Below are 26,690 nucleotides of genomic sequence, written 5' to 3'. Positions count from 1 at the left end.
ATAATTCTAGTTTAAAAATCATGATCACATTCATTTACCGATGAAGTTAAAAGTAATTTTTCATTACACTCCGCGTTTAGCTGGAGGATTGTTGCCCACAAAATACAGGAAACAAGGTAAACTAAAGCTTCCCTTTATTTTCATTGTGGATAAATTGATGCGACGTTTATCGACTCAAGATCAGAACTTTAAACAAGTCTTTGCTGATTTGTTGGCTTTTGAAACCGTGAGTGACCCAGAACTTTTAAAAACCGTAGATCAAATCATCGCTGATGTTCGTCAGCATGGTAATGCTCATGTTCTTAAACTCACTCAACAGTTCGATCGACATCCCGCGCATCAATTCTCAGATTTAGAACTGACTCAAGAACAATTAAAAACTGCTTTTGAGGGTTTGAGTACTGAAGTCCGTGAGGCGTTAGAGCTTGCTGCAAACCGTATTCGTGAGTTTCACCAAGCGCAAAAACAAGAAGGCTGGACCTATGTGGATGCCTTAGGGAACACACTTGGGCAAAAAGTAACGCCTTTAGATCGCGTTGGTATTTATGTACCTGGTGGTTTGGCATCTTATCCGTCTTCTGTACTGATGAATGCTGTGCCTGCGCATGTGGCGGGTGTACCTGAAATTATTATGGTCGTACCTGCACCGAATGGTGAGTTGAATCCATTGGTATTAGCAGCTGCTTATTTGGCTGGCGTCAGCCGTGTCTTTACCATTGGTGGAGCGCAAGCAGTTGCAGCTTTAGCCTATGGTACAGAAACGATTCCAGCAGTAGATAAGATTACAGGACCAGGTAACCGTTTTGTCGCGGCTGCGAAACGTGCGGTATTCGGACAGGTCGGTATCGACATGATTGCAGGGCCATCTGAAATTTTAGTTTATGCCGAAGGCGTAAATAATGCACAATGGTTGGCAATGGATTTATTGTCCCAAGCTGAACACGATACTGTGGCGCAAGCAGTGTTTATCACACCGGATGAACAGCTGTTAAATGAAGTAGAACTGGCTATTGAAGCGCATTTACAAGCTTTACCTAAAGCGGAGATTGCGCGTACATCGATTGCCAATCGTGGCGCATTAGTGCTTGTGAAAGACCGCGCTGAAGCAGTTGAGCTGATTAATCAAGTTGCCCCTGAGCATTTAGAGCTTTGCTTAGATGAAGCACAGGAAATGGCTGAAGATATTCGCCATGCAGGCGCAATCTTTATGGGGCGTTATACGCCAGAAGCGATTGGCGACTATTGTGCAGGGCCAAACCACGTTTTGCCAACTTCAGGTACGGCACGCTTTTCTTCGCCGCTGGGTGTATATGATTTCCAAAAGCGTTCAAGTTTGATTATGTGCTCTGAGCAAGGTGTGAAAACTTTGGCGAAAACCGCAGATATCTTAGCGCAAGAAGAAAACTTAGATGCGCATGCGCGTTCGGCACGTTATCGTTATCAATAATATAAATTTAGATCCCTCATTTGTTCAGTAATGAATGTTCCTCTCCCTATGGGAGAGGTTAGGAGAGGGGAAAATATTTAATTCAGTTTGGGACATCATAAACCTCTCCCAAACCCTCTCCTAGCAGGAGAGGGCTTATATAAAAGTAAGTTGAGTGCATAAATGAGATAGACAATGTTTAACATTACTACAGAACAAATGCGTTTTTGGAGTCCTGAAGTACGCGAATTAGAACCGTATGTGCCAGGCGAACAACCGAAAATTCAAAATTTATTGAAGCTCAATACCAACGAAAACCCATATCCACCCTCACCAAAAGTGGTGGAGGCTGTTCAAGCAGTCTTGGCAAACTCAGCAGATGTACTGCGTTTATATCCAGATCCAGATGCTTCTGCGTTAAAGCAAGCGATTGCGAAACAACAAAATGTTGCGGTTGAAAATGTCTTTGTTGGCAATGGTTCAGATGAGGTCTTAGCGCATATTTTTAAAGCTTTTTTTGTGCAAGAGCTGCCTTTACTTTACCCTGATATTACCTATAGCTTCTATCCTGTTTATAGCCAATTCTTTGGGGTCAAAACCAAAATTTTACCACTCAATGATGACTTTGAAATTGTGGTGGATAACTATAAACAAGCCAATGGCGGCATTATTATCACCAATCCAAATGCACCAACCAGTATTGATATTGGTTTGGCAGCAATTGAGGAAGTACTTCAGGCCAACCCAAATTCAGTGGTGGTGATTGATGAAGCTTATGTAGACTTTGGTGCTGAATCGGCAGTCAGTTTGGTGGAAAAATATGAGAACTTGGTGGTGTGCCAAACCACGTCTAAGTCTCGCTCACTGGCGGGTTTACGGGTTGGTTTTGCGATTGCTCAACCGCATTTGATTGCGGCACTTGAAGCGGTGAAGAATAGTTTTAACTCTTATCCGATGGACCGTTTTGCGATAGCCGCTGCGGTTGCATCATTTGAAGATCAAGCTTATTTCGAAGCACAAAATCAAAAAGTGATTCAAAGCCGTGAACATTTGGTTGAACAATTGACCGCACTGGGCTTTAACGTTTTACCATCAAGTGCCAACTTTATCTTTGCATCATTGCCTAGCAAAGATGCGGGTGAATTAGCGGCTGAATTACGTGAACAAGGCATTATTGTGCGTTATTTCAATAAACCGCGTATTAACCAGTTTTTACGTATCACGGTTGGAACTGATGAACAAAATCAACGCTTAGTCGATACATTGAAAAATGATATTTTAAAATAAACTTTCAACAGTTGTGATCTTTGAAAAGTGAACGTTCATTAATATGAAGGTTCACTTTTTTATTTTGGAGGCTATTCATTGTCCGTTTGTACAAAGGTATTGAGTAAATTAAGCAGTGCTGAGACCTTGTCAAAGCATTCTTGGTATTCAGCCTCATACTCTGATGCAATAGTGATTCCACCGCCAGCCCAAAGCGAAACCTCATCTTGGAATTTTTGAATAGAACGAATCAGAATGTTCCAAGAACCCGTACCATCGAAATTAAAATAACCCATTGAGCCACAGTACGCTCCGCGTGGTGCACCTTCGAGTTCTTCAATAATCTGCATTGCTCGAATTTTAGGTGCACCTGTAATAGACCCGCCAGGTAGCGCAGAGAGCAGCACATGAAAGGGATGAACTTCTGCTTTCAGTGTTGCTTCGACTTCGCTGACCATATGATGGACTTGATTAAAGCTTTCAATATTAAACAGTTTAGGTGTTTTGACTGAGCCTGTTTCTGCATAAACACTCAAGTCATTACGCAGTAGATCAACAATCATTACATTTTCAGCTTGATCTTTTTCCGAAGCCATTAAGCGTTGTTTAGATTGTTCATCTAAGATGGGATCTGCAAAGCGCGGCATGGTGCCTTTAATCGGCTTGGTGATGATTTTACGATGAGCTTGAAAATCAATAAACAACTCGGGTGAACAACTTAAGAGTTCAAAATCATCGATACGGAGATAGCCTGAGTAAGGTGCATCGGTCAATTGCCAAAATGCTTCGACTGTACTTAGGAGTTGACCATGTGCCTTGGCAGTGAACTCTTGTGTCAGATTGATTTGATAGCAATCCCCAGCTTTGATGTATTCCTGTACTTGCTGAAAAGCTTGTTTGTATTCGGTTTCAGTCCAGCGTGCTTGGCAGATCGACTCAAGTTTGAGTGGATGGGTTAAGGCCGATGGCTGTAATAAATACGATTCAATTTTGCGATAAATGCGTTCGGCTTGTGAGTCGCTACTGCAAAATAGCCAGCCTGCATCAGTCCATTGTAGATAACTACTGTATAAACCTAAAAATAGGCTTGGCTGTGACTTAATTTGAACCGGAACGTGTTGCTGGGCGGCATAATCATAACTGACGAATCCAATGAGTCCGCCACTAAAAGATGCTTCTTTTTGTTCTGAGCTTGACTGAATATTACTGGGAATGTCTATTTCTTTGTCATCGTGGATGTAACAAAAATCCTGAGTGCGTTGAAAGAAAAAGTGCTGGTTTTTTTGAAAAACTTGGTAACGTTCAGGTAAAAAAGCAATGACAGGTGCATCGACATTTTGTAAATAGACTAACTGTGTGAGCTCATTCAATGCCTGTAGTATATGAGATACAGAGAGGGTTGAATCACAAATTATCTTTTTAAATGATTGGCTTAGAGTCATGCTAACGCAAATAGGATCAAAAAATTCAGGCTATTTTACCGCATTGTGCGTGTACGCATAGAGGAAATACCGTTTATCGGTAAGGTATGGATTGCGACCAACAGCAGTTGATCAAAAAATCACTCAGATATAACGTAGTTCAGGCAATAAAGTCACTCAAGGATAGGTGTTAATACTGCGACAAAATAAAAAAACAGTAACTAACACCGAGTGATCGATATCACAAAAATAAAGCTCTTAGGAGAGGAACACGATGAAAATTATTACTAAACTTGCTTTAGTTTCTTCAATGGCAATCAGTGCAAATGCGATGGCAATGCAAGCAATGGATGATGCTTCGCTCAGTGCCGCTACAGGTCAAGATGGTTTAAGCATCGGTATTGGTATTTCTAAAGTCGAAATTGGTAAAGTCTTTGTTCATGATAATGATGGTTTAGCTGTTGCAAATGGCGGTACTGCCACGGCTGGTGCTATCGTTATTCAAGGTAATGGGAAAGATAATGCTGATGGTACAGCGCATGTAAATAAAGTTAACGGTATTGTCATTGGTGCAAACTATGATAATGCTGGGGCATATTTACTTCCTTCTCGTAACTTAGCTGACTTGAAAATTGACACAGATGCAAACGGTGGTAATGCATTTATTAACATTGCAGCTCAAGTTTCAGGTCTAGATATTAATATTGGTCAAATTGGTGTCGTGGCTTCAGCTGATATGCCTGCAACTGGTGCAACATCTATCCGTCGTGGTGGTACAGGTACGGTGAATCCGATTTTAAGTGGTTTATCACTGAAAACAGGTCCAATGTCTGCAAACATCCAACTAGGTGCTGCACCGCAAGGCGCAATGATCCAATTAAGCGCGACTATGGTTGGTGGTTTAGAAATTAAAGATCTCGGTATCTTAGATAACTCAACTAAAACAGCAACGCGTGCTGCAGGCGAAATCTTTGTTGAAAGCATTAAAGTTGCAGATGCAAATTCTCTAGATTTAACACTGAATCAAAAAATTAGTGTGATTGGTGAAGAGGGTGCGAATAAGGGCTATATTCGTATGATTAGCACAAGTGGCGCGCACGACACTTATGTTAAAGGTGTACATTTGGGTAGCCGTAATGCTGCATCCATTGGTGATGTAGAGGTTCAAGGTATGCAAACTTACTTTAGCCCAGCTGCTGGTGTATACATGCCAGGTGCTGTGATTACCATTTCTGGTCATTAAAATTAGACTTCAAGAAAGCGCGTGAATTCACGCGCTTTTTTTCCAAAATATATTCATAAAAAATGCAAAAAAAGACTATTTTTTTTAGATAAAACACAGTATCTTCTTGAATGTATGGATATAGAGTATTAACTCTAAAAACAAAAAAATGGGCGGGATGCCTATATTATTAAAAAAAGTAAAAAGCTATGTTAGAGATCGCATTGGGCTCAGCAATGATGTATTACTTTGCCACCGAAGCCTTTGATATTAAGAAAAAACCAGCGGAAGCGGTTTACTATACTGAAGTTTTAGACTCTCGAAATGCATCTTTTACCAGAATGCATCATGAACCTGTCCTAATTAACCCTGCTGTAGAAGACCAATTTCGAGGCATTGTCCGTCAAGCTTATGACTATAGTTGCGGTTCAGCAGCACTGACCACCTTAATCAATGGCTATGTCGGTACTCAACTTACAGAACAACAAACCATGGATGGCTTGCTTCGCTATGGCGAATATGAGCGCATTATTGAGCGTCGTAGTTTTTCTTTATTGGACATGAAACGCTTTGTGACTGCACTTGGTTTAGAAAGTGGAGGCTACAAGGGGGAATTTGAAGATTTGGTCAAGCAAGGTCAACCTGCCATTGTTCCAATCTCCTATGCTGGTTTTAAACATTTTGTGGTGTATAAGGGCTATAAAGATGGACGGGTCTATGTTGCCGATCCTGCCTTAGGAAATATTAGTTTTGATGAACAACGTTTCAAGGATGTTTGGGAAAATAACACGTTGTTTTTAATTAATGTTCCGACTGAAATGCGTAAAAATATGTTGGCTTTACAGGAAGCCGATCTGCGACATGTAGATGATGCTACAGTCAATCGCTATGCACTCGTCGATATTCAATATCCGCAACACTATATGGAAAAAATAGCCGATCGTGCATCTACAATTCGCCTAGAGCGTAATAAAAATAAAGAGTCGGAATACTATGGACAGCCGACGTACAATTTTCTCAGGCTTTATTATAAAAACAAATAAAGTGTGAAAAAAATAAAACAAGAACAATGGTGTGGGTAAGGGACAATGATGAAGACATGGATGAATAAAACACTGCTCGCAGTGAGTGTGCAGATGATTCTTGGGGTGGCCTATGCTGCGGAAGAACCGAGCTTAGGAGGTTATGAAACAGTCGATGAAACTGTGACAGAACAAGCACAAGTTGGATCTGATCAACCTACTGTGCCTGCGCAACCAGAAAAGCCAGCATCTGTAAACACTGGAAGTGTTGAGCAAGCAGCGTCTTCTGCGTTGCAACAGCAAGAGGGTGATGCAACTAAAGAGACCAACTTAGAAGAAGTTTTTACCTCAAATGAACGTCAGTATTCATTAATTAAACAAGGTGAGATTTCATCTTATTACGACATCGATTATACCTATTACCGAGATACTCAACTTGATTTAGAGATGGCACAAGGTCAGCTCTATCAACTGCGGGTACAAGAAAATGCAACACACAGTCTAACCAATACTTTTACGGCACAATATGGTTTAAGAGATAACTTAACGTTAACGGCATCATTGCCTTTGGTTGCCAAAACGGACTTATTAAAAGATACCTCCACAGCGGGTCTTGGGGACATTTCCTTTGGTGCACGTTGGGAACCGTTTCCACTCAAAGCTGGTCGTTTGCCTTTGATTTTATTTGGTAACGTTTCCACCAAAACTGGCGATAGCCCTTATGAAATTAATGCCACTTCAGACTTAGCAACAGGCAAAGGATATTATTCAGCAGGTGTTGGGGCAAGTACGCGTAAATATATTGATCCCGTGGTGCTGTTTGCATCGGTCTCTGCGAACTATGGGTTTAAAGAATCGGGCTTAGATCAGCGCCGCGGTAGCCGTGTGATTGAAGAGTTTGAACCAGGGATTAGTGGTGGTTTTGCCTTCGGCTTTGCCTATTCCTTTAACTATGATGTCTCAATGACGATGTCATACCAACAAAGTTTCAATACTGGGGCTGAATTTACCTATAGCTCGGGGGAAAGCTACTCTCCAGCAGATCAAACCAGTTCAACTTTTGCGATTTCCTTAGGTGTACGCGTTTCACCTGAAACAATTGTGAATGGGACGGTTGGCCTTGGTTTAACAGAAGATGCACCTGATGTCTCATTAGGGTTGTCTTTCCCATTAGATATTCTTGGTTTTGGAAAAAAGCTTAAATAATAGGGGAGTCGTATGAAAAATATCCGACTTAGCCCTTTGGTGTCTGCCATATTATTAACGGGCTATTCTAGTGTTACCTTTGCTGCTTTAGGGCAAAACTTATCAGTTGATATTCGCTCTTTGGCTATGGGCAATGCAGTCACTGCTGATCCACCTGGAATCAGTGCCATTCACTTTAACCCAGCAGCACTGACCAAAATTGAAGGTTTGCAAACGGATGTGCAAGGTATTCTCGCTGATTTTAATATCGAACGGGAGTTTTCTGTTCCTGCAGGTTATAACGTATTTGGCTATTCAGATGACCCGATTGTTTGTAATGATGGGCCTGAAGTGGATGCCGATATCTGTACCGACTTTAAAGGGCCAGTCCGCGGTGATGTTGAATACCCGAGCTTATATGTACCTGGTTTGAAGAAAATGGTGGACTTGGGTAAAGGTATGCCTGTGGCTGCCCCGACTGCGGGTATAGCATATAACCCGCCAGGCTCTAAAATGACATTTGCAACTGCCATGTATGCGCCATTAATTGCAGGATTCGGTGCGGAAGATGGCAATCCCGGTAACTTTATGGGACAACAAGTTGCGCTAGAACGAATCACCTATTTATCACCGTCTATGGCCTACCAAATCAATGATCAACTTTCCATTGGTGGTTCAATTGGGATGTCTTATCAAGCTTTGGCATTAAAAAATGATCTACGTTTTCCCAATGAGTTGATTGGGATGCTGCGGATGATTGATGATGTCGTTTGTACCCCGTTCAAAGAAAACTCAGATGTGATTACCGATATTCTCTTGCTGGGAATGTGTAATGCAGAAGAGGGGATGAATCCTTTTGGGCGTTTTGGTCAGCTCGAACTGTCAGCAGAACAGTCTCTGAGCCCAAGCTATAACTTGGGTGTGCTGTGGGAGCCGACAGAAGATTTTAGTTTTGGTGTGGTCTACCAAAGTGCCGCCAAAATGCGGATGAAAGGTAAATATCACATAGACAATGCTAAAGCACCACAAGAACTCATTAAGGGGTTGATGTCCTCCCCAACAGGGCAGATTCTGGCTGCAGTTTTAGGTTTTCCAAGTTCTGTACCAGCCAGTGAGTCGGGTCTGGTATCAATGGATTTAGAATATCCAGCACATTTCCAAGCGGGGATTAAATATAAACTTTTACCCGATTTACAAGTCAATGTTGATGTGGGATGGACCGACTATAAAGCATGGGACAAATTTAAATTTGAATTTGACCGTCAAGTTTCGGCGCTCAAAATTGCAAAATTGCTTTCAGCCAATATCTCCGATAGTAGTTTGGCTTTGCCTCTGGCATTTGAGTCACCGTGGAACTACGGTATTGGGATTGAATATTCAGCAACAGATCGTTTAAAACTCCGTGCAGGCTATGAGCCACGCACCAGTGCGATCCCTGATGATAAGCGGAATACCATGGTACCAATTAACAATGCACGCTTGTTTGGTTTAGGTGTTGGTTATCGTTTTGACGCAGATACTGATTTAGATCTATCCATTGGTTTTTTGCAAAGCCGAGATAAAATTCCAGCAAATTCTAGTAGCTTAGCGAACCAAACTGGGGTAAATAATATTTTATTAAACCCGTATGCAGGTTTAAATGTAAAAACTGATACAACCATTACGATTTTAGGGTTGAACTATAGAACACGGTGGTAAGCACATTGAATACAATAAAAAGGATTTTATTGCCCTCATCACTATGCTTATTGGGTTGGATTTCGAATGCAAGTTTTGCGGGAGAGTTTTTTACGATTATTGGTCCAGATGGTAGACCGATGGTGGTACAACGCAAAGCCAGTGAGTCCCCAGAAAAGCAAGTGAAACAGGGCCGTAAGCAGGAAGAAAAGGAAACGCATGAAGTCTCTGAGGTCAGAGTAGCAGTACTAATGCCCGCTCAGGAATTTGCATCACAGCCGATACAGTCTGTAACCGAAATGAAGGCTCGTTTACCAGATACAAAGCCTGCGCCAAAAAAGAAAATTTCTGCTGAGAAGCAAGTCACTTCTTCTACAGTGATTCAGGTTGAGCGTCCATTAAGCAAAACTGAAACCAAGTTGCTGGTTCAACAAAAAGTGATTGAAACCACTCAGCAGATCCCGCAAGTCCCAGTGAGTAGTACTCAAACCATTAAGCCTGCATCAACGCCTCAAAGCATAACGCATACGGATTCGGTAAGTGCAGAGAAATCAACTGCATCCTCAAGCATGTTTAATCAAATGGATGGAACTGATTACGTTCGCAACGAATATTTAGAAGACCGTGAATTTAACTTAGAAGGCAAACGCCGTTTTTATACCATGCCTGAAGGGGTGATTGATCATAAAACTGGAACGACTCGCTTTCAGGTCATTGAGCGAGAAAAGGGAGTGAGTAAATCTGTCCTTAACGCTATGTTTAAACCAAAGCAAAAAGACAATTTAGCACCGATTGCCTTAGCATCGACTTATTACAGAATGTCACAACAAGACACCATCGCTAGCTTAGGACAAACCTGTTTTAAGGATAAAAAACTGAAAAAAGCAAAAAGCTTACAAGTCAATCACGATATTAATGTTTGGCCGAAACAGCCGATCAAAGAAAATTTTGAATTTGAAATCATCAAAGTGGACAGCAATATTCAAAATATTCAATTAAATTCGTATGCCTCTACACAAAATGATCCCACATTTTATTGGCCTTTTGCTGTGTTCTTAGACCAGAATGCCTGTGTGCTTGAAGGGGCAGGAGGGTTTAAAAACGATGAAAACTCACCCTCTATGCTGTCGCATGAAATGATCGCAGGTATTTTACATGTACCTGAGCAAAGTCATTATTTATTGTTAACACCACTCTCTTCCGCTGTAGATGTCGAACATAAAGTTCTAACCAATCACGGTCAGCTAAAATTAATCGCAATTCGCTAAAAATAAATAGAGTATGAAAATGAAAAAACAAATTTTATGGCCATTTACCTTGTCGACATTGGTTGTTGCATTAGTTGGTTGTGGTGGAGAAAGTGCCAATGTGAATCCAGAGCCGAATCAAGTGAATTCTGTCAACGGAAGCTGTTTACTGAAAGATAAAAACTGTGTTGAGTTTGCCTTGGATTATCCAGTTGATGGGATTAATTTTGTCTGTAGTAGCGACCCCGATAATACGTATATGACTCTGATGGAGCCGAAAACCAATGCGGCAACAGGCCGCTGCTCTGAAGGGGACAAAATTCACTTCTTGTTGACTGGAAGTTCGGATAAACAAGTCGAACTCGGTACAGTTCCTTTGTCTGAAATTGGCAATGTGAGTACGGTTTCAGCTTCACTGCCACGCCTTAGTATTTTAGATATGGCAAAAGCGCTCAATGGTGGAACGGCTGCAACCAGTTTGAGTCCAAACGATAAGACCGTAAAAATTGCGATGGCTTTGGCGAAAATTTTTCAAGCTTTAGGTTTAGAGCGTGGTGCTGGGGTGGTTGGGGATGTACAACCCTTTGGTATTTTAGCCTCTAAAAAAGCAGACTTATCACTCCTCTTGGCATCAATTAGTGCTGAAGATTACACCTCAGGAGCATATGTAGATAAAATCCGGCCATGGATTGATGTCAGTCAAGTCAGCAATGAGGATGCTTTTAAAGTGGTCCAAACATTGGTGCTCATGAATAACTCTGCCACCTATCAAGCGGACTTCCCGATTTTTGCAAATGCTCTATCGGACAAGACAGGGATTGGTTTACCGCAAGGCTTATATGGTTGTAATGCTACAGACTGTAAGACTAGTCCTGCTAATCTTCGTCATTTAATTGGAAGCTTTATTATTCTAACGGATCGACAAGGTTATACCTTTGGTTCAGGTGTACAGTGGCGCGGACCATTAAAAGAACAATTAGGCAGTGATTTGGCAACCAGTGTGACGGTCGATTTACTGAAAAATATTGAACCTGCCAAAATGAATGCTTTAGCACAAACGTCTTGGATTAACCCCTTAACTAAAAGTATTCAGCAACCATTTAAGTTTAATCTGACAGATCCAAATTCGGATGATTTCACCATTACCCAAGGCAAGCTGTTTAATGACTATCTAATTGCAGGGACGGAAAAATTTTATAAGCAATTAACCAAGGATCCAAATGCTAGCCCATCATCCTATGGTTTATGGCAGCAAAATTATGGCACAGATACCTTCAAAGGTTCATTTGATGCCTTTAAAATTTTTCCAATTGGCTATTTAGATAATGATGTATTTAAGTCTAAGAGTAATGTAGCGTCTGGGCAGAAGTATATTTTCCCACTGTATGCCAACTTAATTTTTAAGGGAAAAAACTCTAGTGATAGCGTGGCTTTAGGCATTGCAATTGATGAGTCGGGAGATATTCGTACTGATATGCAGTCCGCTAATAATAAAACGACGGCATGTACACCGCTACTAACACCGGGTGAAACCTTAACGACAGATAACAATCAAGTACAGTACCGAATTGGGACACTGGGTGCGACAGATACTTCAAATAAAGCGGTAACCTTCCGTATCCTCTTGGCAAATCCTATCTTTGATAAAATTGATGGTGCAGTTATTGGCGCAAATACCAATATTGTGAGTGATGTGAATAGTGAAGGAAAACAGACCTCTACAGTGATTGGTGGGGCACGCGTTAATCTCGGTAATTTATTGTCTGCCAATGTTAATGAAAGTGCTTATATTTCCCTCAGTGATTTTTCTGGTGCAGGGGTAAAGTGGACCAATATCTATAAGGCGTATTTGAGTAACTATTATGAAAAAAATGGCATTGCCAATCAAGTAGCCGCAGACTTCCGTGAAGGCGAAGTTTCAATTGAAATTGCTGATTGCTATAAAGTGTTAGCAAAATAATATCGTTGTAAACACAAAAAAAGCCCATCATCGATGGGCTTTTTTTGATATTAGGCAACATTAACCTGTATGGTCTAAGCGTGTACCTAGGGTTTCGAGATGAAGATTAAATTGATTACTTTTACGGTCGGCAAAATAGTGACGTAAGGTATGTTCGACACTAGGGAAAGCCAGTTCTGACCAAGGAATTTCATCTTCTTCAAATAAACGACATTCAATGCTTTCTTCGCCAGCACCGAATTTTCCATCCACTAAGTTCGCTTTAAAGAGCACATAAATTTGACCAATACGCGGAATATTGTACATGCAATATAGCTGTTCAATTTCAACTTCCGCTTCAGCTTCTTCACGGGTTTCTCGTGCAGCACCTTGTTCCATGGTTTCAAACAACTCCATGTAACCTGCTGGTAAAGTCCATAGCCCATAACGCGGTTCAATAGCGCGGCGGCATAACAATACTTTATTTTCCCAAAGTGCGAGTGCGCCACAAATCACTTTAGGGTTCACATAATGAATAGAACTACAAGAGGTGCAAACACGACGCAATTGATGGTCGCCAAGAGGGATTTGTTCTGTTGTTTTTTGTCCGCAATTGCTGCAAAAGTCCATATTCATCATCAATGATAAAGTTCAGACTCAGCATAACTTAAAAATTAAATTTTGGCATCATTTCTCTTTTTTCAGTATCAAATTCAGCTATGATGAAAAAAAGAATGATGGGGACGACGTTCAATGGATGAACATTCATTAACACGCATACTGCAGCAACAGTTACGGTTTTCAAGCAAAATTAAATCGGCAGATGCAGCTGTGTTAATCGCGATCACCAATGAAGACGATCCCAAAGTTTTACTGACCCGCCGCTCTGTTTACCTATCTAATCATGCTGGTGAAGTGTCTTTTCCTGGCGGAAAAAGAGATCCGCAAGATACCAGTAATATCGTGGTTGCCTTACGTGAAGCCTATGAAGAGACCGCGCTGAATCCTTTTGATGTGCAGCTACTCGGTGATTTGCCGATGCAAAAGGCCCGTAATGGTATGCTGGTCAAACCTGTGGTCGGGCTGATTCCGCCTGAAGTTGAACTAGTTGCCCAGCCGACAGAAATTGATCGTATTTTCTTTGCATCACTTAAACAGCTGATGGAAGGGCCTGCGGTGCCTTATGAAGTTCGTTTTGCCCATCAATCTCTCTATTTTCCCAGTATGCGGGTGGAAAATGAAATTGTTTGGGGGCTGACAGCACGGATGCTTGTTACATTATTTCAATATGGTTTGGGTTACCATAAAGAGTGGCCATTTTTAGTCAATTCACCGACATTTCGGTTGTCCAAGTAAGTTTAATATTTTAAGGAAGAGATATGCTGTACAAATTTAAAGGTCATGCCCCACAAGCGATGCATCAACCATGGAATGGCTGGGTTGCGGAAAATGCCACAGTTATCGGTCAAGTCGAATTGGGGCAACAGGTTAGTATTTGGTTTGGAGCAGTCGTACGTGCAGACAATTGCAAAATTCGTTTAGGTGACTTTACCAATATTCAGGAAAATGCGGTTTTACATACCGATGCTGGGATTGAAATGAATATTGGCAATTATGTCACGATTGGGCATCAAGCTATGTTGCATGGTTGCACCGTGGGGGATAACAGTCTGATTGGGATTAATGCCGTAGTTTTAAACAATGCCATGATTGGTAAAAATTGTATTATTGGCGCAAATGCACTGATTCCGGAAGGTAAAGTCATTCCAGATAATTCTCTGGTTATGGGCTCACCGGGTAAAGTCGTCAAAACTTTGGATGAAACGGCTGAAGCTCGTTTGAAAATGAGTGCACTGCATTATGCAGAACACTTTAAACAATTTATCGATTTAGAGCCGGCACAGTTATAAGCTTACTTTTTCCCATTCAGCCTAGATTTTTCTAGGCTTTTTTAGCTCTATTCCGAGAACATCTCGCCTAGTGCTTTTGAGTGGAGTATCATAGCCACGTTTTTATAGATTAAATCATTAAGGTTGTGCATGAAAGTGCTGGCATTGGAATCTGCAAATGAGCAGTGTTCCGTCTCTATTGTAGATGAAAATCAAGAACTTTTTTTCCAATTGGATACGCGCGCAAAAGCACAAACGCAAACGATTCTGCCAATGATTGAACAAGGGTTTTTACAGTTGGATATAAAGACAGAAGATTTGTCTTGTATCGCTTTTAGCCGTGGCCCAGGTTCTTTTAGCGGCGTTCGTATTAATGCCGCCGTGACTCAAGCTTTGGCATGGTCGAATGATTTGCCTGTGGTTCCTGTTTCAACTTTACAAGCGCTCGCACAAGCTGCACATCGTGTGCACGGTCTAACCACAGTCACCGCAGTTTTAGACGCTCGCATGAGTGAAGTCTATATTGCAAGTTTTCAATTAGATACGGACGGCATCATGCAAGCCGTCGATGAAGAACAGCTTCTAAGCTATGCCGCGGCTACTGAATGTACACCGTTTACTTTAGTTGGTTCAGGCGCAACCTTAATTGATCCATCACAAATACAATACAAAGATTTAAGTGCAACTGCGCAAGATATTGCCACAATTGCGCGCAAGAATGCACAGCAACAACACTGGGTGAGTGCTGAACTTGCACTTCCAGTCTATTTACGTGATAACGCTTGGAAAAAAATCCCGGAACAGGGCAAAGCATAATTAGGGTTTTTTTATGGATCTTTTACTGCTGCTCAAAGCGGCAATTATGGGTATTGTTGAAGGTATTACTGAATTCTTACCCATTTCGAGTACTGGACATTTAATTTTAGCTTCAGAACTTATGAATTTTTGGACCAAAGAAAAAAGTGATGTCTTTGTGATCGCCATTCAAATGGGGGCAATTGCAGCCGTCATTTATGAATATTGGGCACGTTTGTGGGGGGCAGCAACGGGGATTTTTAGTGGTGAACCCCAAGGTCGCCGTCTCGGGATTGGGCTAATTTTAGCATCGATTCCTATTGTGCTGATTGGTTTGACATTTGGTCAAACGGTGAAAGAGCTTTTATTTAATGATATTGCCATTGCCATTGGTTTGATTGTGGGTGGCTTGATTATTATTTGGATTGAAAAGCATCCACCACAAGAGCGCGTGCATGAAGTTGAAGACCTGAGTATCAAAGATGCGATTTGGATTGGTCTGATTCAAGTGCTGTCTTTAATTCCAGGGACATCACGTTCAGGGGCAACCATTATTGGTGCGATGTTTTTAGGTGTATCGCGCAAAGCAGCCACTGAGTTTTCATTCTTCTTGGGTATTCCAGTAATTATTGGTGCGGGTCTTTTAGATTTATACCAAAGCGCACATGTGTTTGACGGACAACAAGATTGGATCGTATTGGCAACAGGCATTATTGTTTCTTTTATCTCGGCTTTACTGTTGATTCGTGCTTTAGTCGCTTATGTGGCGAAGCGTGATTTCATGATTTTTGCATGGTATCGCATCGCTTCAGGCTTAGTGATTCTACTGTTTGCCTTTACGGGTTGGAAGTTATGGTAGGCCCAATGCGCTTATATGTGGAACAAGAGCATTTAGAAAAAGCACAGCACTATGTTGCTGTGCTTTTTTCTCGTGGTGTCGAGGTCAGCATCGAAGTCGCCGAAAAGTTAAATGCACGTTTCTTCCGTTTTCATCCTGAACTGGGTCTGTGTACCGATGCCGATGGGCTTTGGCTTTGTGCCAATGGCATGAAAATGCAGCCGGATTGGAAAGCTGAAGTTCCACGTTTAAAGCGTGCGTCGTTAAAGTCTGAAATGATTGCTCGTGCTTGCCACTTGACTGAAAAACCTAAGCTTATTGATGCAACGGCAGGGCTTGGGCATGATTCACTGCTCATGGCACATTTGGGCGCCAGTGTCACTTTGGTAGAACGCCATCCCATTTTATTCACCTTGTTAGAGTCAAGTAAGGAACAGGCTTTGCAAGATGCATTTTTAAACCCTGTGGTGACTCGAATTCACTTGGTTTTTTCAGATTCCGCACAGTATCTGCAGCAACAAGCAGAGCAGGGCAATACGGTCGATGTGGTTTATCTAGATCCGATGTTTCCGCAACGGGATCAAAATCAGCAAGCGGTGAAAAAACAGGCACAAGTGAAAAAGCAAATGCAACTTTTACATATGTTATTGCCTGAAGATGGTGAGATGGATTTGGGCGATAATCTGCTTGGCTTAGCGCAAAAAGTAGCAAAACGGGTGGTGGTCAAACGTCCTCGCTTGGCCGTATTTTTGGCAAATCAAGAAACTACTCATCAGTGGCTGGGGGATGCATGCCGTTTTGATGCCTATTTTCAGCATGAACGCTTAGACTGAAGTGGAAGACTGCTTCAAAAGTATGCAAAGATTTGTTATATAGTTAAAAACATCATTGATAAAATGCTGATCAAGCATAAACTTAGTGTGTCCCTACGCAAGTCACAATTTAATTAGAATCTTATGATCGACTTCAAACCCTCCATCAACTTTTGGCATGATTTTAAAAGCAACCAAACTGCGGGGATGTGGTTGTTTCTAGGTTCACGACGTTCTTTGCAAATTGTCCATCCTTCGATTATGCAGCTCATTTTTTGGGGGATTTTAGGTGGCTCAGCCAATACTTTATTTAGCTGGTTGAGCGCAGGAGAGATTGGTGACTTTAACCCACAAGGTTTGGTTAGTTACGCACTTTGGCCTTTTATTGCCCTGATTGTCGGGATTTTTCTGTCTCAACGGGTGAATAATCCGCGTTTGATGTTGGTACCAGCACTGCTCTGGTTGGTGTTGGATACGCATATCGCGTTATTACAAAGTTTTATCCAATATTTAGGCATGATTGATGTCCTGCCGTATTTCTTCTACGACTACCTGCCGAATGTGTTCATGGTGCTGTTTGTTTGGCAGAGTTTGGCTGTGGTGTGGGTGTTTTCGCGTGAGCTGAAATGGCCTTGGTGGGAGCGTGCCCTGATTGTCTTGGCCACGCTGTTTACCCTTGTGGTTTGGCAAATGTCAGTGACCAGTCAGCCGATTTGGAAAGTAGAAGAAACACCACCAACCTTTGCAGAAGATGCTTTCTATGCACAAAGTCGCTTACTCAATAAAGCACTTGAGTCTGTGCAATATGGCGAATTTGCCCAGTCACATTGGTATTTCCTTGGTGTGGCGGGAGCGAGTTATCAAGATGTATTCCGTTCGGAAGTCGAGCGAATAAAAGAACAGTTCGATACGCGTTTTGGTACGTTGGGCCGTTCGATGATGTTGGTAAATAACCCTGCTACACGAACAGAAATTCCGATTGCCTCTAAACACAGTATTGAAATGGCACTGCGCCGTATGGGACAGCAGATGAACCGTGAAAGTGATGTGTTATTTTTATATATGACTTCGCATGGTTTACCGAACCAGTTCGAAATGGAAAATGCACCTTTAGACTTAACTCAGGTCGACCCGAAATGGTTACGCGAAACCTTAGATGCATCGGGCATTCGCTGGCGTGTGATTGTTATTTCATCGTGTTTCTCTGGGAGTTTTGTGCCTGCACTGCAAAATGACAATACCTTGATCATTACTGCTTCAGCGGCAGACCGTCAGTCTTTTGGTTGTACTAATGAAGCCGATTATACTTATTTTGGTCGGGCGTTTTTCGATCAAGCAATGCGTGAACAAAACAGTATAGAAACTGCTTTTAGCCAAGCACAAAAGACTGTGAGCCAATGGGAAACAGCACAAGGCTTTGAACCGTCTGAACCACAGTGGTCGATGGGTAAAAATATGGAGCTGATGCTTCCTCAACTTGAACAGCGCTTGTTTCCACCTAAAGCTGCTACAACCCCTTAATTTGGATCTAAAAAGGAACCCTGATGGAATTAGTACAATCTAACCGTAGTTTTGATGGTGAACAGCGTATATACCGATTTAATTCCATCAGCCTTCAAGGCGAGAGCAGGTTTGGTATTTATTTACCCGCTCAAGCGTTAGCAGGGCAAGCGTGTCCAACATTATTTTATTTGGCAGGTTTAACCTGTACCGAAGATACCTTTGCCATTAAAGCGCACGCACAGCGTTTAGCAGCACAGCTAGGTCTGATTTTGGTAACGCCTGATACTTCACCCCGTGGTGAACAGGTTGCGCAAGGTGATCATTGGGATATTGGGCAAGGGGCAGGTTTTTATATTAATGCCACCCAAGCGCCGTGGGCTGAGCATTTCCAGATGGAGAGTTATGTTGCTGAAGAGTTGTATGATTTGGTGACTCAGCAATTTGCTGTACAAGCAGAGCGTATTGGTATTTTCGGGCACAGCATGGGCGGTCATGGCGCTTTAACCTTGGCCTTGAAATATCCTGAAAAATTCAAGTCGGTGTCTGCTTTTGCCCCGATTTGTGCACCAAGCCAGTGTCCTTGGGGTGAAAAAGCGTTTTCAAACTATTTAGGTTCAGATCAAGCTGAGTGGCTGAAACATGATGCAAGCGCTTTGGTCCAAACAAAAACAGCTCATTTTGCCGATATTTTAATTGATCAGGGTTTGAGTGATCAATTTTATAGTCAGCTCAATCCTGCATTATTTCAGCAAGCCTGTCAGGCAGCGGGCCAGCCACTGACCCTTCGCGAACATGCAGGCTATGACCATGGTTATTACTTTATTCAAAGTTTTATTGATGACCATTTACAGTTTCATGCTGTACAGCTCGAATCTTAAATCTTGATTTGTCATATTTATTCTTAATTTTTGAGTAGAAATCATCCAGCACTGGCATTAACATGGTTGGGTGATTGATTTTTTGTTCTTAAAAAATAAAACAGTAAAATAATAGATAGGGTATACATGCAAAATTCAGAGGCATCTTTGCCACCTGTAGAGGCTTCTTTTGAAGCAAGCTGGCCACCTCCACCAGCCGTTCCCACGGATGAGCCAAACGCCTATTTGGGGCAGACCTTTCGTTTCCAGTTCCGTGGTAATGCCCGAGAGTACTTTGGCATTTGGATTGTGAATATCCTGTTGACCATTGTGACGCTGACTTTATATGCCCCTTGGGCGAAGGTACGCCGCTTACGCTATTTTTATGCTAACACCGTATTTTATGGTCGAAAATTTGATTTTACAGGGATGCCAACACGGATTTTAATCGGTCGGATTATTGCCTTGGGGATATATTTTGGTGCCTCAGCCTTAGCACAAGTGTCTTGGCAAGCTTCGTTAATCGGTTTTCTCATCATATTTCTACTTGTGCCGTGGTTGGTGCGTTCAACCATTCGCTTCCGAGCGCGGAATAGTAAGTTTGGCAATAGCCGCTTTCATTTTACGGGCAGCACTAAAGAAGCTTATATCTTGGCTTTGAAAGGCATTTTGATTTTTATTTTCACTTTTGGTGTCTTTTTTCCAGTTTTGCTTTGGTATTTCAAAAAATACAGTTTTGATAATTTACAACTTGGTCAACTGCGTTTTGAGCTCAATGCTGAGTGGGCCGACTATATGCGTGCCATGTATATCCCAGTGTTCTTATTTATGGGAGTACTCTTTGCCTTAGTGCTCTTTGTAGCCTTTAACTTCAATGTTGAAAGTAGTTCTGCTGCGCAGGTTAGTGTGATCTTTGTCGCCATTTATATGATCACGGCATTTATGATTTGGCCGTGGATGATGGCGCGTATTTTTATTACCACATGGAATAAGGCGACTTTAGGGCGGAGTTCTTTCCAGACGGATTGTGGCCAGTTGCATTATGCATGGATCGTGATGACCAACTGGATTTTAAAAATTCTCTCGCTTGGTTTGTTGTCGGCATGGGCCGCAGTACGTTTGTATCAGTATCAAATTGAGTCACTGACTTTAACCTTAAAGAATGATCCAGATCGGATGTATAACTTGGCTCAAGATGATCCGAATGCGATTGTGGAAGAGCTGAGTGATATTTTTGACATCGATATTTCACTGTAACGAGGCTTAAATGCAGGCACAAGACATCACTTTTTACGATGGGCACATTTCAAAACCGTATCCCGCGACGATTGCCCCAATTGACCACGAAACGGTTTTGATTTGTTATAACCAGCAGCGTCGTCGTTATGCTTATGCTGATATGCAGCTGATTGGGGCATTGGGGCAGATTCGACCTGTGGTTGAGCTGAAAGATGATGCACGGATTGAATTTCCGCATATGCTGCCTGAGTGGTTTGAACTCGACAAAAAGCGTGTGCAACATTCCATCTGGAAGTTGGAGCGCTCACCCAGTCTTATTTTATTTAGTCTGGTCTTTGTTGCCGCTTTTATTTTTGCATTTTTGAAATGGGGGATTCCGGGTGCAGCGAATTATGTTGCGATGCAATTGCCTGCGAATACCATCTCTAAACTTGGTGATGAAGCGCAAGAACAAGTGTTCGACCTAACTGAACCTTCAACCCTACCGCTGGCGCGACAAAAGCAAATTATACAAAGCTATCAAGATGTGGTGGCCAATGGTCAGCCTGCGAAAGTCTTGTTTCGTGCAGGTGGACAAATTGGAACGAATGCTTTAGCGCTGCCAAACAACACCATTATTCTGACCGATGAACTGGTTAATTTAGCCAAAGATGATCATGAAATTATTGGCGTTCTAGCACATGAGCAAGGGCACTTGGTCGAGCGACATAGCTTACAGCAAGCCTTATCCAGTTTAGGTTTTAGTGTGCTATTGATTGCGGTGACGGGGGACAGTTCGGCCTTATTTACAACTTTGCCCGTGGCTTTGGTTGGTGCCAGTTATTCACGCAATTTTGAAAGTGATGCAGACTTGTATGCCATGCAAGTGCTGGATAAAAACCATATCTCCAGCTTACATTTGGCAAACTTTTTAGCGCGTATGGAAGATGATGCACGTGCCGGAGAGGAAGAAAAGCAGCCGCAAGGGAAGTCCGAAGAAGAGGAGGATGGTGGCATTGGTTCATTTTTCCAAAGTCACCCTGCGACTCAAGAGCGTATTGCGGCTATTCGCCAATTTAACAAACAGCAACGGTTATCAAACTAATTCATTCAGCCGCTGACTTAAACTTGTGTCCATGTTGCCGTGAGTGGCGTTTGTCCCATACGGATCAGGTGGTCTAAGACTACGTGCTCTAAGTGACTCAGTTTCTCTTCACTCGCCTCAATGCTGACATGTAAATGTTCGGCTTGAGGGCCTAACTGTACGCGGGCTTCAGGCATGATAATGGTAAAACTACTGGGTTTTTGTTCGATTTCAAACTTATGTTTCCAGTGATTTACCAGTCGTTTTGCAATTCGAGCCGCATCTGTCGTGACAATATCCGCAGTACTTTTCATATTTACCTCGTCGATTGATCACTTACCATAACAGTTTCAAGCCAAATGAAAAGTTGAATGTTGCAACGCTACGTTGCAAATTTAGAAAGCTTAGCGCTTTCTTTTTTCACAAGTCCCAGTTCAAAAGCTGAATTTGCTATAATGCTTTTATTCCCTTTTGTATAAGCCAGGTACACGCATGTCCAAGCCTTATTTAATTGCACCATCTATTCTCTCTGCTGACTTTGCCCGTTTAGGTGAAGACGTTGAACATGTACTTGCAGCAGGTGCAGACGTGGTTCACTTTGATGTGATGGATAACCACTATGTGCCAAACCTGACTTTTGGTGCGGGTATTTGTAAGGCACTTAAGAACTACGGCATGAAAGCCCCAATTGATGTGCATTTGATGGTAAAACCTGTCGATCGCATGATTGGTGACTTCTTAGAAGCAGGCGCGGACATTATTACTTTTCATCCAGAAGCCTCTGACCATATCGACCGTTCTTTACAGTTGATTAAATCAGGCGGTGCAAAAGCGGGTTTGGTCTTTAACCCAGCAACGCCGTTACATTATTTAGATTATGTGCTTGATAAAGTCGATCAAATTTTGTTGATGAGTGTGAACCCTGGTTTCGGCGGTCAAAAGTTTATTCCGATGACTTTAGACAAACTACGTGAAGCACGCAAAATTATTGATGCTTCAGGGCGTGATATTCGTTTAGAAGTGGATGGTGGTGTGTCACCTGCAAATATTCGCGAGATTGCAGAAGCGGGTGCAGATATGTTTGTTGCTGGTTCAGCTATTTTTGGAAAACCAGATTATAAAGCTGTGATTGATGATATGCGTGCAGAGCTTGCAAAAGTGGGTGCGGTAAAGGTTTAAGCTCATAGGTATAAATGCTATACAGGTTGTGGATAACTTTATGGATAAACTGGTGGATATCTATGTTGATAACGATATGGATAACTTGATTAATATTCAAACGTTTACACAGCAATGGTTTAGTATTTAGACGTTAAATGTATAAAAAGGACTCATTTGAGTCCTTTTTTATGCTGTGAAAGCCTGATTGTTACTGATGCTTTATTCATCTTTACTTAAAAATGGCCCTGTTTAAAAAATAACTTTATTGTTTAAGTCTGCGTAGGCGCTAAACTGTCGCAGTAATTGAATTTAAATTTATAAACTTGTGTATAAGCCATTCTTTGCTTATCCTGTTGATTGGGATCAGCAACAAAAGGTCAGGCATTTACATGCAAAGAGCGTTTTGTTGCGTTGAGATATCATTCTTCACTGACTAAATAGGATTGATTGTGCGTTCATTGCTCAAGACACATTCTTGGTTTGTCTTACTCATTACTTTGGTAATGGGGTGGAGTGGTATTGCCCAAGCTTCGGCAGCGCCGATGCATCAAATGATGCAACTAAGTACGCAGACTGCAACCAGTGAGCAAAGTTCAGCGCATGCAACAGGCAGGCAAAGCATGCCCGACTGTCATCAAACGAAATCATTGAGTCCAGTCTCTGGACATCAAATGCATATGGCTCAGACCGACATAACAGCGAAGAGCAACTGTCATGCTTCGGATATGCTGCAAAATAAGCAAGTTCAGTGTCAGGAGTGTGCACAGTATCACTGCCAAACAACGCTGACACTTTTAGAGGCTGAACTGCTTGCAGTGGTTCAGCTTGAAGCTGCTTTAGCACAATCATCCCCCCATTTTCGCTATCAAGCTCAACATTTAGTGGGCTATTGGCAAGAAATTCTACGTCCTCCCAAAGCCTAATCCTGATTTTTAAAACTTTATTTTTAAAATTATTAGGATTTAGTCATGTCTATTCAATTTAAACAAAGCCTCATCCTTGGGGTGTGTCTGATGTCATCTTCTTGGAGCTTTGCCGCAGTCAAAGAATACCAATTGGTGATTGATGAAAGTCCCGTCAATTTAACCGGTAAGTCGCTCAAGCGGATTAGTGTCAACGGACAGTTTCCAGCTCCCTTGCTTGAATTTGAGGAGGGCGATGATGCGGTCATTCGGGTTAAAAATAACCTCAAAAAACAGGATTCATCGATCCACTGGCATGGTTTGCTTTTACCTGGGCTGATGGATGGTGTACCAGGTTTTAACGGGTTTAATGGTATTCAGCCGAAGAGCGAATTTGTCTATAAGTTCAAAGTGCGCCAAAGTGGCACCTATTGGTACCATGCGCATTCTAAAGGACAGGAACAAGATGGGCTGTATGGCGCATTGGTTATTTATCCCAAAGACAAAAAGCCTTTAGCTCAGCATGAAAAAGCAGAGCGTGACTATGTGGTGATGCTGTCGGACTTCCATGAGCAGAGTAGTGAACAAATTCAGAAGAATTTGAAGATTTCTGCCGAATATTATCAAAATCAGCGTGAAACCGTTGCTGACGTGTGGAAACAAGTACAGCGTGAGGGCTTAAAAGCCGCGTGGCAAGACCGTTCCATGTGGAACCAAATGCGCATGCTAAAAACGGATCTGTCGGATGTTACGGGTTATACCTTCCTCATTAATGGTAAAACGCCTGAGCAGAACTGGATAGGTATGTTTAAGCCGAACGAGAAGGTTCGGTTGCGTTTTATCAATGCCTCAGCCATGTCTTTTTTTGATATCCGTATTCCTCACTTAAAAATGACGGTAGTCAGTGCAGATGGTCAGCCTGTTAAACCCGTTCCTGTGGATGAGTTCAGGATTGGAACTGCTGAAACTTATGATGTGATTGTGGAACCGAAAGCAGGGCATTATCAAATTGAAGCAGAGTCGATTGACCGTTCAGGCTACGCCATTGGAACTTTACACAATGAGTTGACTCCAATGGCACAGAGTATACATATGCCTGAGCCACGTCCACGCTCATTGTTGACCATGGAAGATATGGGGCACGGCTCAGAACATTCAGGTGTGGATCATTCACAGATGAACCATGAAACAATGCCTGAAATGGATCACTCAAAGATGAGTCATGAAGCGATGCCTGAAATGGATCATTCGAAGATGAATCATGCGGCGATGGCTGGTATGGATCATTCAAAGATGAATCATGAGACCATGTCTGAGATGGATCATACACAGATGGGTCATGCGCAACAGAATACGACAGCAAGTTCGGTACAGGAAGCTGTTACACCAGTGTATGGGTGGGCGAATGCCTCTACGCCTAAAGGTGATAAGGCATTGCAATATAGCGATCTGAAATCTTTAGAGCCTCAAAAAGATACCCGTGAAGCGACGAGCGAGTTAGTGATTCGTTTGGGTGGAACTATGGAACGCTATTTGTGGACCATCAATGGGAAAAAATTTAGCGACGCTGAACCGTTGAAAGTGAAGTACGGCGAGCGTATTCGGATCAAATTTGTCAATGACAGCATGATGGCGCATCCGATGCATTTGCACGGTATGTTTATGCAACTGGAAAATGGACAAGCTGCCGTTGATATGCCGAATAAGCACACTTTGATTGTGCCACCGGGCAAAACAGTGACCGCTTTACTGACCGCAGATGAGTTAGGCGAATGGGCCATTCACTGTCATCTGCTTTACCACATGAGCTCAGGCATGATGAATAAACTGATTGTGGCCAATGTGAGTGATAGTCAAGTGTCAACCACCCCAATTCAAGAGCAAAAAACAGCAGCTCAAGCTGAACCAAAAGGAGATGAACATGCGCATCACTAATCTTTTTTCAGGTTTTACTTTAGCTCTTAGTGTCTTATTGAGTTCGTTAGCCATGGCTGCCGAATCTCATGCACAGCATGAAAAACAAAAAGCCAAATCTACAAGCCAAGATCAGTCCAAAGAAATGGCACATGAGCATCATCAGTATAGTGCCGATGAACATGCTCAGATGCAGAAACAGAAAAATGCGGTTGGTCTGCCTTCATCGGAGAAGCAAGCTCAGACTCAACCAAGCAAGCAGTCGAAGGTTCAGAAAGGAGATCATCATGCGCACCATTAATCTTTTTTCAAAAAGCATATTGAGCAGTTCTTTCGTGTTGATGAGTGCTACGGTTATGGCGCATGAAGGGCATCATATGCCTGCTGAAGCAAATGCAAATATGTCCATGACAACTGAGTCCGTGATGTCACAACATACACAGCATCAGGCGATGACTACTCCAACTCAAGCTGTTCCACAGTCTAGCGCACACCATGTGCAACAGATGAATCATGATTCAACAGCACATACGCATGATCACCGCAAAGAGCACGGTGCGCAAATTTATGCGGTCACTACTGTCGATAACAAATGGTTACTGAATGAAGATGGCGATGGAGGTTTAAAGTCTGAGTTTGAAACCCGTATCGGGACAGATGAAAATAAGTTGTTTATCAAAGTACATGCAGATAAGCAGGAATCGCATAAGGCTGAGTATGATACCAAAGTGCTATATAGCCGTATGATTTCAGACTTTTGGGATGTACAGGCGGGTGCACGTTACCGAGCTGAAAAAGTGGAGCGTGAACAGCAGGGATGGGATACGGAAGAAAAAGTGGATGGGGTGCTTGGCTTACATGGTTTAGCGCCGTATTTCTTTGAAACCGATGCCTACATATATGCTGGTGCAGACAACTATACTGCGTTTAGTTTAGAAACCGAGCGGGACTTGTTACTGACCCAAAAGCTAATTTTTAAACCTTATTTAGATATGAATATTATTTTCAGTGATGACTCTAAATATGCCAAAAAATCAGGCCTTAGTAATGCAGCTGTCGGTCTTGAGACGCGTTATGAAATCAGCAAAAAAGTCATGCCTTATGTGGACATTGCCTATGAATATAGCAAAGGCAATGAAGCGACGGCTTGGCAGGCTGAAAGTGACGAAGAGAAAGGTTGGCAGTATGGAATGGGTATTCGCTTTAAGTTTTAAGTCGGACGTTTAGGTTTAAAGTGAATATCTAAGATTGCACTAAGGTTGTGCTGAAAGAGTGACCTGCTGGTTCAGATCACTCTTTTTTGCACTTTAAT

The 26,690-nt window shown here is 42.2% G+C and carries 25 protein-coding genes; 22 read left to right on the top strand and 3 right to left on the bottom strand.

Features of this window, described 5'->3' with window-relative positions; translation table 11 throughout:
• The first annotated feature begins 145 nt into the window (after window positions 1–145).
• Window positions 146–1,447: a histidinol dehydrogenase gene (hisD, locus tag AXW61_RS09970; RefSeq protein ID WP_171254070.1), complete on the top strand. Its 1,302-nt coding sequence runs from the start codon at window positions 146–148 to the stop codon at window positions 1,445–1,447.
• Window positions 1,448–1,621: 174 nt separating this feature from the next.
• Window positions 1,622–2,713, top strand: coding sequence for a histidinol-phosphate transaminase (gene hisC / locus AXW61_RS09965; protein WP_062034193.1), 1,092 nt, complete (start codon window positions 1,622–1,624; stop codon window positions 2,711–2,713).
• Window positions 2,714–2,784: 71 nt separating this feature from the next.
• Here the strand turns inward: hisC and AXW61_RS09960 are convergent, their stop codons facing one another.
• Window positions 2,785–4,134, bottom strand: a complete 1,350-nt coding sequence (locus tag AXW61_RS09960; protein ID WP_062034192.1) for an anthranilate synthase component I family protein — start codon at window positions 4,132–4,134, stop codon at window positions 2,785–2,787.
• 253 nt (window positions 4,135–4,387) lie between these two features.
• Here AXW61_RS09960 and AXW61_RS09955 point away from each other — a divergent pair, with 253 nt between their 5' ends.
• The 6 genes from AXW61_RS09955 to AXW61_RS09930 all read left to right on the top strand — a co-directional run bounded on the left by AXW61_RS09955 (window position 4,388) and on the right by AXW61_RS09930 (window position 12,426).
• The gene (locus AXW61_RS09955) at window positions 4,388–5,356 is read left to right on the top strand and encodes a DUF6160 family protein (RefSeq protein WP_062034191.1); all 969 of its coding nucleotides are present in this window, start codon (window positions 4,388–4,390) and stop codon (window positions 5,354–5,356) included.
• A gap of 188 nt (window positions 5,357–5,544) precedes the next feature.
• Complete coding sequence (locus AXW61_RS09950; RefSeq protein WP_062034190.1) at window positions 5,545–6,378, top strand: C39 family peptidase; 834 nt, start codon at window positions 5,545–5,547, stop codon at window positions 6,376–6,378.
• Window positions 6,379–6,423: 45 nt separating this feature from the next.
• A complete protein-coding gene (locus AXW61_RS09945) occupies window positions 6,424–7,563 on the top strand; it encodes a hypothetical protein (RefSeq protein ID WP_171254069.1) in 1,140 nt (379 codons plus the stop codon).
• Between the two features lie 12 nt (window positions 7,564–7,575).
• Window positions 7,576–9,240: an outer membrane protein transport protein gene (locus AXW61_RS09940; RefSeq protein ID WP_004984191.1), complete on the top strand. Its 1,665-nt coding sequence runs from the start codon at window positions 7,576–7,578 to the stop codon at window positions 9,238–9,240.
• Window positions 9,241–9,269: 29 nt separating this feature from the next.
• Complete coding sequence (gene filE / locus AXW61_RS09935) at window positions 9,270–10,487, top strand: putative pilus assembly protein FilE (protein WP_062034188.1); 1,218 nt, start codon at window positions 9,270–9,272, stop codon at window positions 10,485–10,487.
• Between the two features lie 19 nt (window positions 10,488–10,506).
• Window positions 10,507–12,426 (top strand): hypothetical protein, encoded by a 1,920-nt coding sequence (locus tag AXW61_RS09930; protein ID WP_062034187.1) that lies wholly within the window; start codon window positions 10,507–10,509, stop codon window positions 12,424–12,426.
• Between the two features lie 60 nt (window positions 12,427–12,486).
• Here AXW61_RS09930 and AXW61_RS09925 read toward each other — a convergent pair whose 3' ends face one another.
• Window positions 12,487–13,035 (bottom strand): NUDIX hydrolase, encoded by a 549-nt coding sequence (locus AXW61_RS09925; protein WP_010325974.1) that lies wholly within the window; start codon window positions 13,033–13,035, stop codon window positions 12,487–12,489.
• Between the two features lie 123 nt (window positions 13,036–13,158).
• Between AXW61_RS09925 and AXW61_RS09920 the strand changes: the two genes are divergently transcribed.
• The 9 genes from AXW61_RS09920 to AXW61_RS09880 all read left to right on the top strand — a co-directional run bounded on the left by AXW61_RS09920 (window position 13,159) and on the right by AXW61_RS09880 (window position 21,422).
• On the top strand, window positions 13,159–13,761 hold the full coding sequence (locus AXW61_RS09920) for a CoA pyrophosphatase (RefSeq protein ID WP_058868998.1): 603 nt from the start codon (window positions 13,159–13,161) through the stop codon (window positions 13,759–13,761).
• Window positions 13,762–13,784: 23 nt separating this feature from the next.
• Window positions 13,785–14,315, top strand: coding sequence for a gamma carbonic anhydrase family protein (locus AXW61_RS09915; protein WP_010325976.1), 531 nt, complete (start codon window positions 13,785–13,787; stop codon window positions 14,313–14,315).
• A gap of 129 nt (window positions 14,316–14,444) precedes the next feature.
• Complete coding sequence (gene tsaB / locus AXW61_RS09910; protein ID WP_010325977.1) at window positions 14,445–15,110, top strand: tRNA (adenosine(37)-N6)-threonylcarbamoyltransferase complex dimerization subunit type 1 TsaB; 666 nt, start codon at window positions 14,445–14,447, stop codon at window positions 15,108–15,110.
• Window positions 15,111–15,123: 13 nt separating this feature from the next.
• On the top strand, window positions 15,124–15,948 hold the full coding sequence (locus AXW61_RS09905) for an undecaprenyl-diphosphate phosphatase (RefSeq protein ID WP_005400203.1): 825 nt from the start codon (window positions 15,124–15,126) through the stop codon (window positions 15,946–15,948).
• A gap of 5 nt (window positions 15,949–15,953) precedes the next feature.
• Window positions 15,954–16,760 (top strand): class I SAM-dependent methyltransferase, encoded by an 807-nt coding sequence (locus AXW61_RS09900; RefSeq protein WP_171254068.1) that lies wholly within the window; start codon window positions 15,954–15,956, stop codon window positions 16,758–16,760.
• A 123-nt stretch (window positions 16,761–16,883) separates the two neighbouring features.
• The gene (locus AXW61_RS09895; RefSeq protein WP_062034185.1) at window positions 16,884–18,260 is read left to right on the top strand and encodes a C13 family peptidase; all 1,377 of its coding nucleotides are present in this window, start codon (window positions 16,884–16,886) and stop codon (window positions 18,258–18,260) included.
• A 23-nt stretch (window positions 18,261–18,283) separates the two neighbouring features.
• Window positions 18,284–19,120, top strand: coding sequence for an S-formylglutathione hydrolase (fghA, locus tag AXW61_RS09890; protein ID WP_062034184.1), 837 nt, complete (start codon window positions 18,284–18,286; stop codon window positions 19,118–19,120).
• 126 nt (window positions 19,121–19,246) lie between these two features.
• On the top strand, window positions 19,247–20,356 hold the full coding sequence (locus tag AXW61_RS09885) for a YjgN family protein (protein WP_062034183.1): 1,110 nt from the start codon (window positions 19,247–19,249) through the stop codon (window positions 20,354–20,356).
• Window positions 20,357–20,366: 10 nt separating this feature from the next.
• Window positions 20,367–21,422 (top strand): M48 family metallopeptidase, encoded by a 1,056-nt coding sequence (locus AXW61_RS09880; protein ID WP_062034182.1) that lies wholly within the window; start codon window positions 20,367–20,369, stop codon window positions 21,420–21,422.
• Window positions 21,423–21,439: 17 nt separating this feature from the next.
• Here AXW61_RS09880 and AXW61_RS09875 read toward each other — a convergent pair whose 3' ends face one another.
• A complete protein-coding gene (locus AXW61_RS09875; RefSeq protein ID WP_062034181.1) occupies window positions 21,440–21,715 on the bottom strand; it encodes a DUF2218 domain-containing protein in 276 nt (91 codons plus the stop codon).
• Window positions 21,716–21,893: 178 nt separating this feature from the next.
• Here AXW61_RS09875 and rpe point away from each other — a divergent pair, with 178 nt between their 5' ends.
• The 5 genes from rpe (at window position 21,894) to AXW61_RS09850 (ending at window position 26,592) form a co-directional block, all read left to right on the top strand.
• A complete protein-coding gene (gene rpe / locus AXW61_RS09870) occupies window positions 21,894–22,580 on the top strand; it encodes a ribulose-phosphate 3-epimerase (protein ID WP_062034180.1) in 687 nt (228 codons plus the stop codon).
• A 431-nt stretch (window positions 22,581–23,011) separates the two neighbouring features.
• Entirely contained in the window at window positions 23,012–23,485 is a 474-nt protein-coding gene (locus AXW61_RS09865) for a hypothetical protein (protein WP_062034179.1), read from the top strand.
• A 45-nt stretch (window positions 23,486–23,530) separates the two neighbouring features.
• Entirely contained in the window at window positions 23,531–25,399 is a 1,869-nt protein-coding gene (locus AXW61_RS09860; RefSeq protein WP_062034178.1) for a copper resistance system multicopper oxidase, read from the top strand.
• Window positions 25,386–25,679: a hypothetical protein gene (locus AXW61_RS09855; protein ID WP_062034177.1), complete on the top strand. Its 294-nt coding sequence runs from the start codon at window positions 25,386–25,388 to the stop codon at window positions 25,677–25,679. Before AXW61_RS09860 ends, AXW61_RS09855 begins: the two co-directional genes overlap by 14 nt.
• Window positions 25,666–26,592 carry a copper resistance protein B gene (locus tag AXW61_RS09850; RefSeq protein WP_062034176.1) on the top strand — a complete coding sequence of 309 codons (927 nt, stop codon included), beginning with the start codon at window positions 25,666–25,668 and terminating at the stop codon, window positions 26,590–26,592. Before AXW61_RS09855 ends, AXW61_RS09850 begins: the two co-directional genes overlap by 14 nt.
• Window positions 26,593–26,690: the final 98 nt, after the last annotated feature.

It is taken from the genome of Acinetobacter sp. BMW17 (assembly GCF_001592855.1).
Taxonomy (GTDB): domain Bacteria; phylum Pseudomonadota; class Gammaproteobacteria; order Pseudomonadales; family Moraxellaceae; genus Acinetobacter; species Acinetobacter johnsonii.
The sequence above is the reverse complement of the archived record's forward strand: the minus strand, read 5'-3'. Positions and strand labels throughout refer to the sequence as shown.

Coding starts and splice junctions, on each gene's coding strand:
- hisC (WP_062034193.1), top strand. CDS start 1,622: ATGTTTAACATTACTACAGAACAAATGCGTTTTTGGAGTCCTGAAGTA.
- AXW61_RS09960 (WP_062034192.1), bottom strand. CDS start 4,134: ATGACTCTAAGCCAATCATTTAAAAAGATAATTTGTGATTCAACCCTC.
- AXW61_RS09955 (WP_062034191.1), top strand. CDS start 4,388: ATGAAAATTATTACTAAACTTGCTTTAGTTTCTTCAATGGCAATCAGT.
- AXW61_RS09950 (WP_062034190.1), top strand. CDS start 5,545: ATGTTAGAGATCGCATTGGGCTCAGCAATGATGTATTACTTTGCCACC.
- AXW61_RS09945 (WP_171254069.1), top strand. CDS start 6,424: ATGATGAAGACATGGATGAATAAAACACTGCTCGCAGTGAGTGTGCAG.
- AXW61_RS09940 (WP_004984191.1), top strand. CDS start 7,576: ATGAAAAATATCCGACTTAGCCCTTTGGTGTCTGCCATATTATTAACG.
- AXW61_RS09930 (WP_062034187.1), top strand. CDS start 10,507: ATGAAAAAACAAATTTTATGGCCATTTACCTTGTCGACATTGGTTGTT.
- AXW61_RS09925 (WP_010325974.1), bottom strand. CDS start 13,035: ATGGACTTTTGCAGCAATTGCGGACAAAAAACAACAGAACAAATCCCT.
- AXW61_RS09920 (WP_058868998.1), top strand. CDS start 13,159: ATGGATGAACATTCATTAACACGCATACTGCAGCAACAGTTACGGTTT.
- AXW61_RS09915 (WP_010325976.1), top strand. CDS start 13,785: ATGCTGTACAAATTTAAAGGTCATGCCCCACAAGCGATGCATCAACCA.
- tsaB (WP_010325977.1), top strand. CDS start 14,445: ATGAAAGTGCTGGCATTGGAATCTGCAAATGAGCAGTGTTCCGTCTCT.
- AXW61_RS09905 (WP_005400203.1), top strand. CDS start 15,124: ATGGATCTTTTACTGCTGCTCAAAGCGGCAATTATGGGTATTGTTGAA.
- AXW61_RS09900 (WP_171254068.1), top strand. CDS start 15,954: ATGCGCTTATATGTGGAACAAGAGCATTTAGAAAAAGCACAGCACTAT.
- AXW61_RS09895 (WP_062034185.1), top strand. CDS start 16,884: ATGATCGACTTCAAACCCTCCATCAACTTTTGGCATGATTTTAAAAGC.
- fghA (WP_062034184.1), top strand. CDS start 18,284: ATGGAATTAGTACAATCTAACCGTAGTTTTGATGGTGAACAGCGTATA.
- AXW61_RS09885 (WP_062034183.1), top strand. CDS start 19,247: ATGCAAAATTCAGAGGCATCTTTGCCACCTGTAGAGGCTTCTTTTGAA.
- AXW61_RS09880 (WP_062034182.1), top strand. CDS start 20,367: ATGCAGGCACAAGACATCACTTTTTACGATGGGCACATTTCAAAACCG.
- AXW61_RS09875 (WP_062034181.1), bottom strand. CDS start 21,715: ATGAAAAGTACTGCGGATATTGTCACGACAGATGCGGCTCGAATTGCA.
- rpe (WP_062034180.1), top strand. CDS start 21,894: ATGTCCAAGCCTTATTTAATTGCACCATCTATTCTCTCTGCTGACTTT.
- AXW61_RS09860 (WP_062034178.1), top strand. CDS start 23,531: ATGTCTATTCAATTTAAACAAAGCCTCATCCTTGGGGTGTGTCTGATG.
- AXW61_RS09855 (WP_062034177.1), top strand. CDS start 25,386: ATGCGCATCACTAATCTTTTTTCAGGTTTTACTTTAGCTCTTAGTGTC.
- AXW61_RS09850 (WP_062034176.1), top strand. CDS start 25,666: ATGCGCACCATTAATCTTTTTTCAAAAAGCATATTGAGCAGTTCTTTC.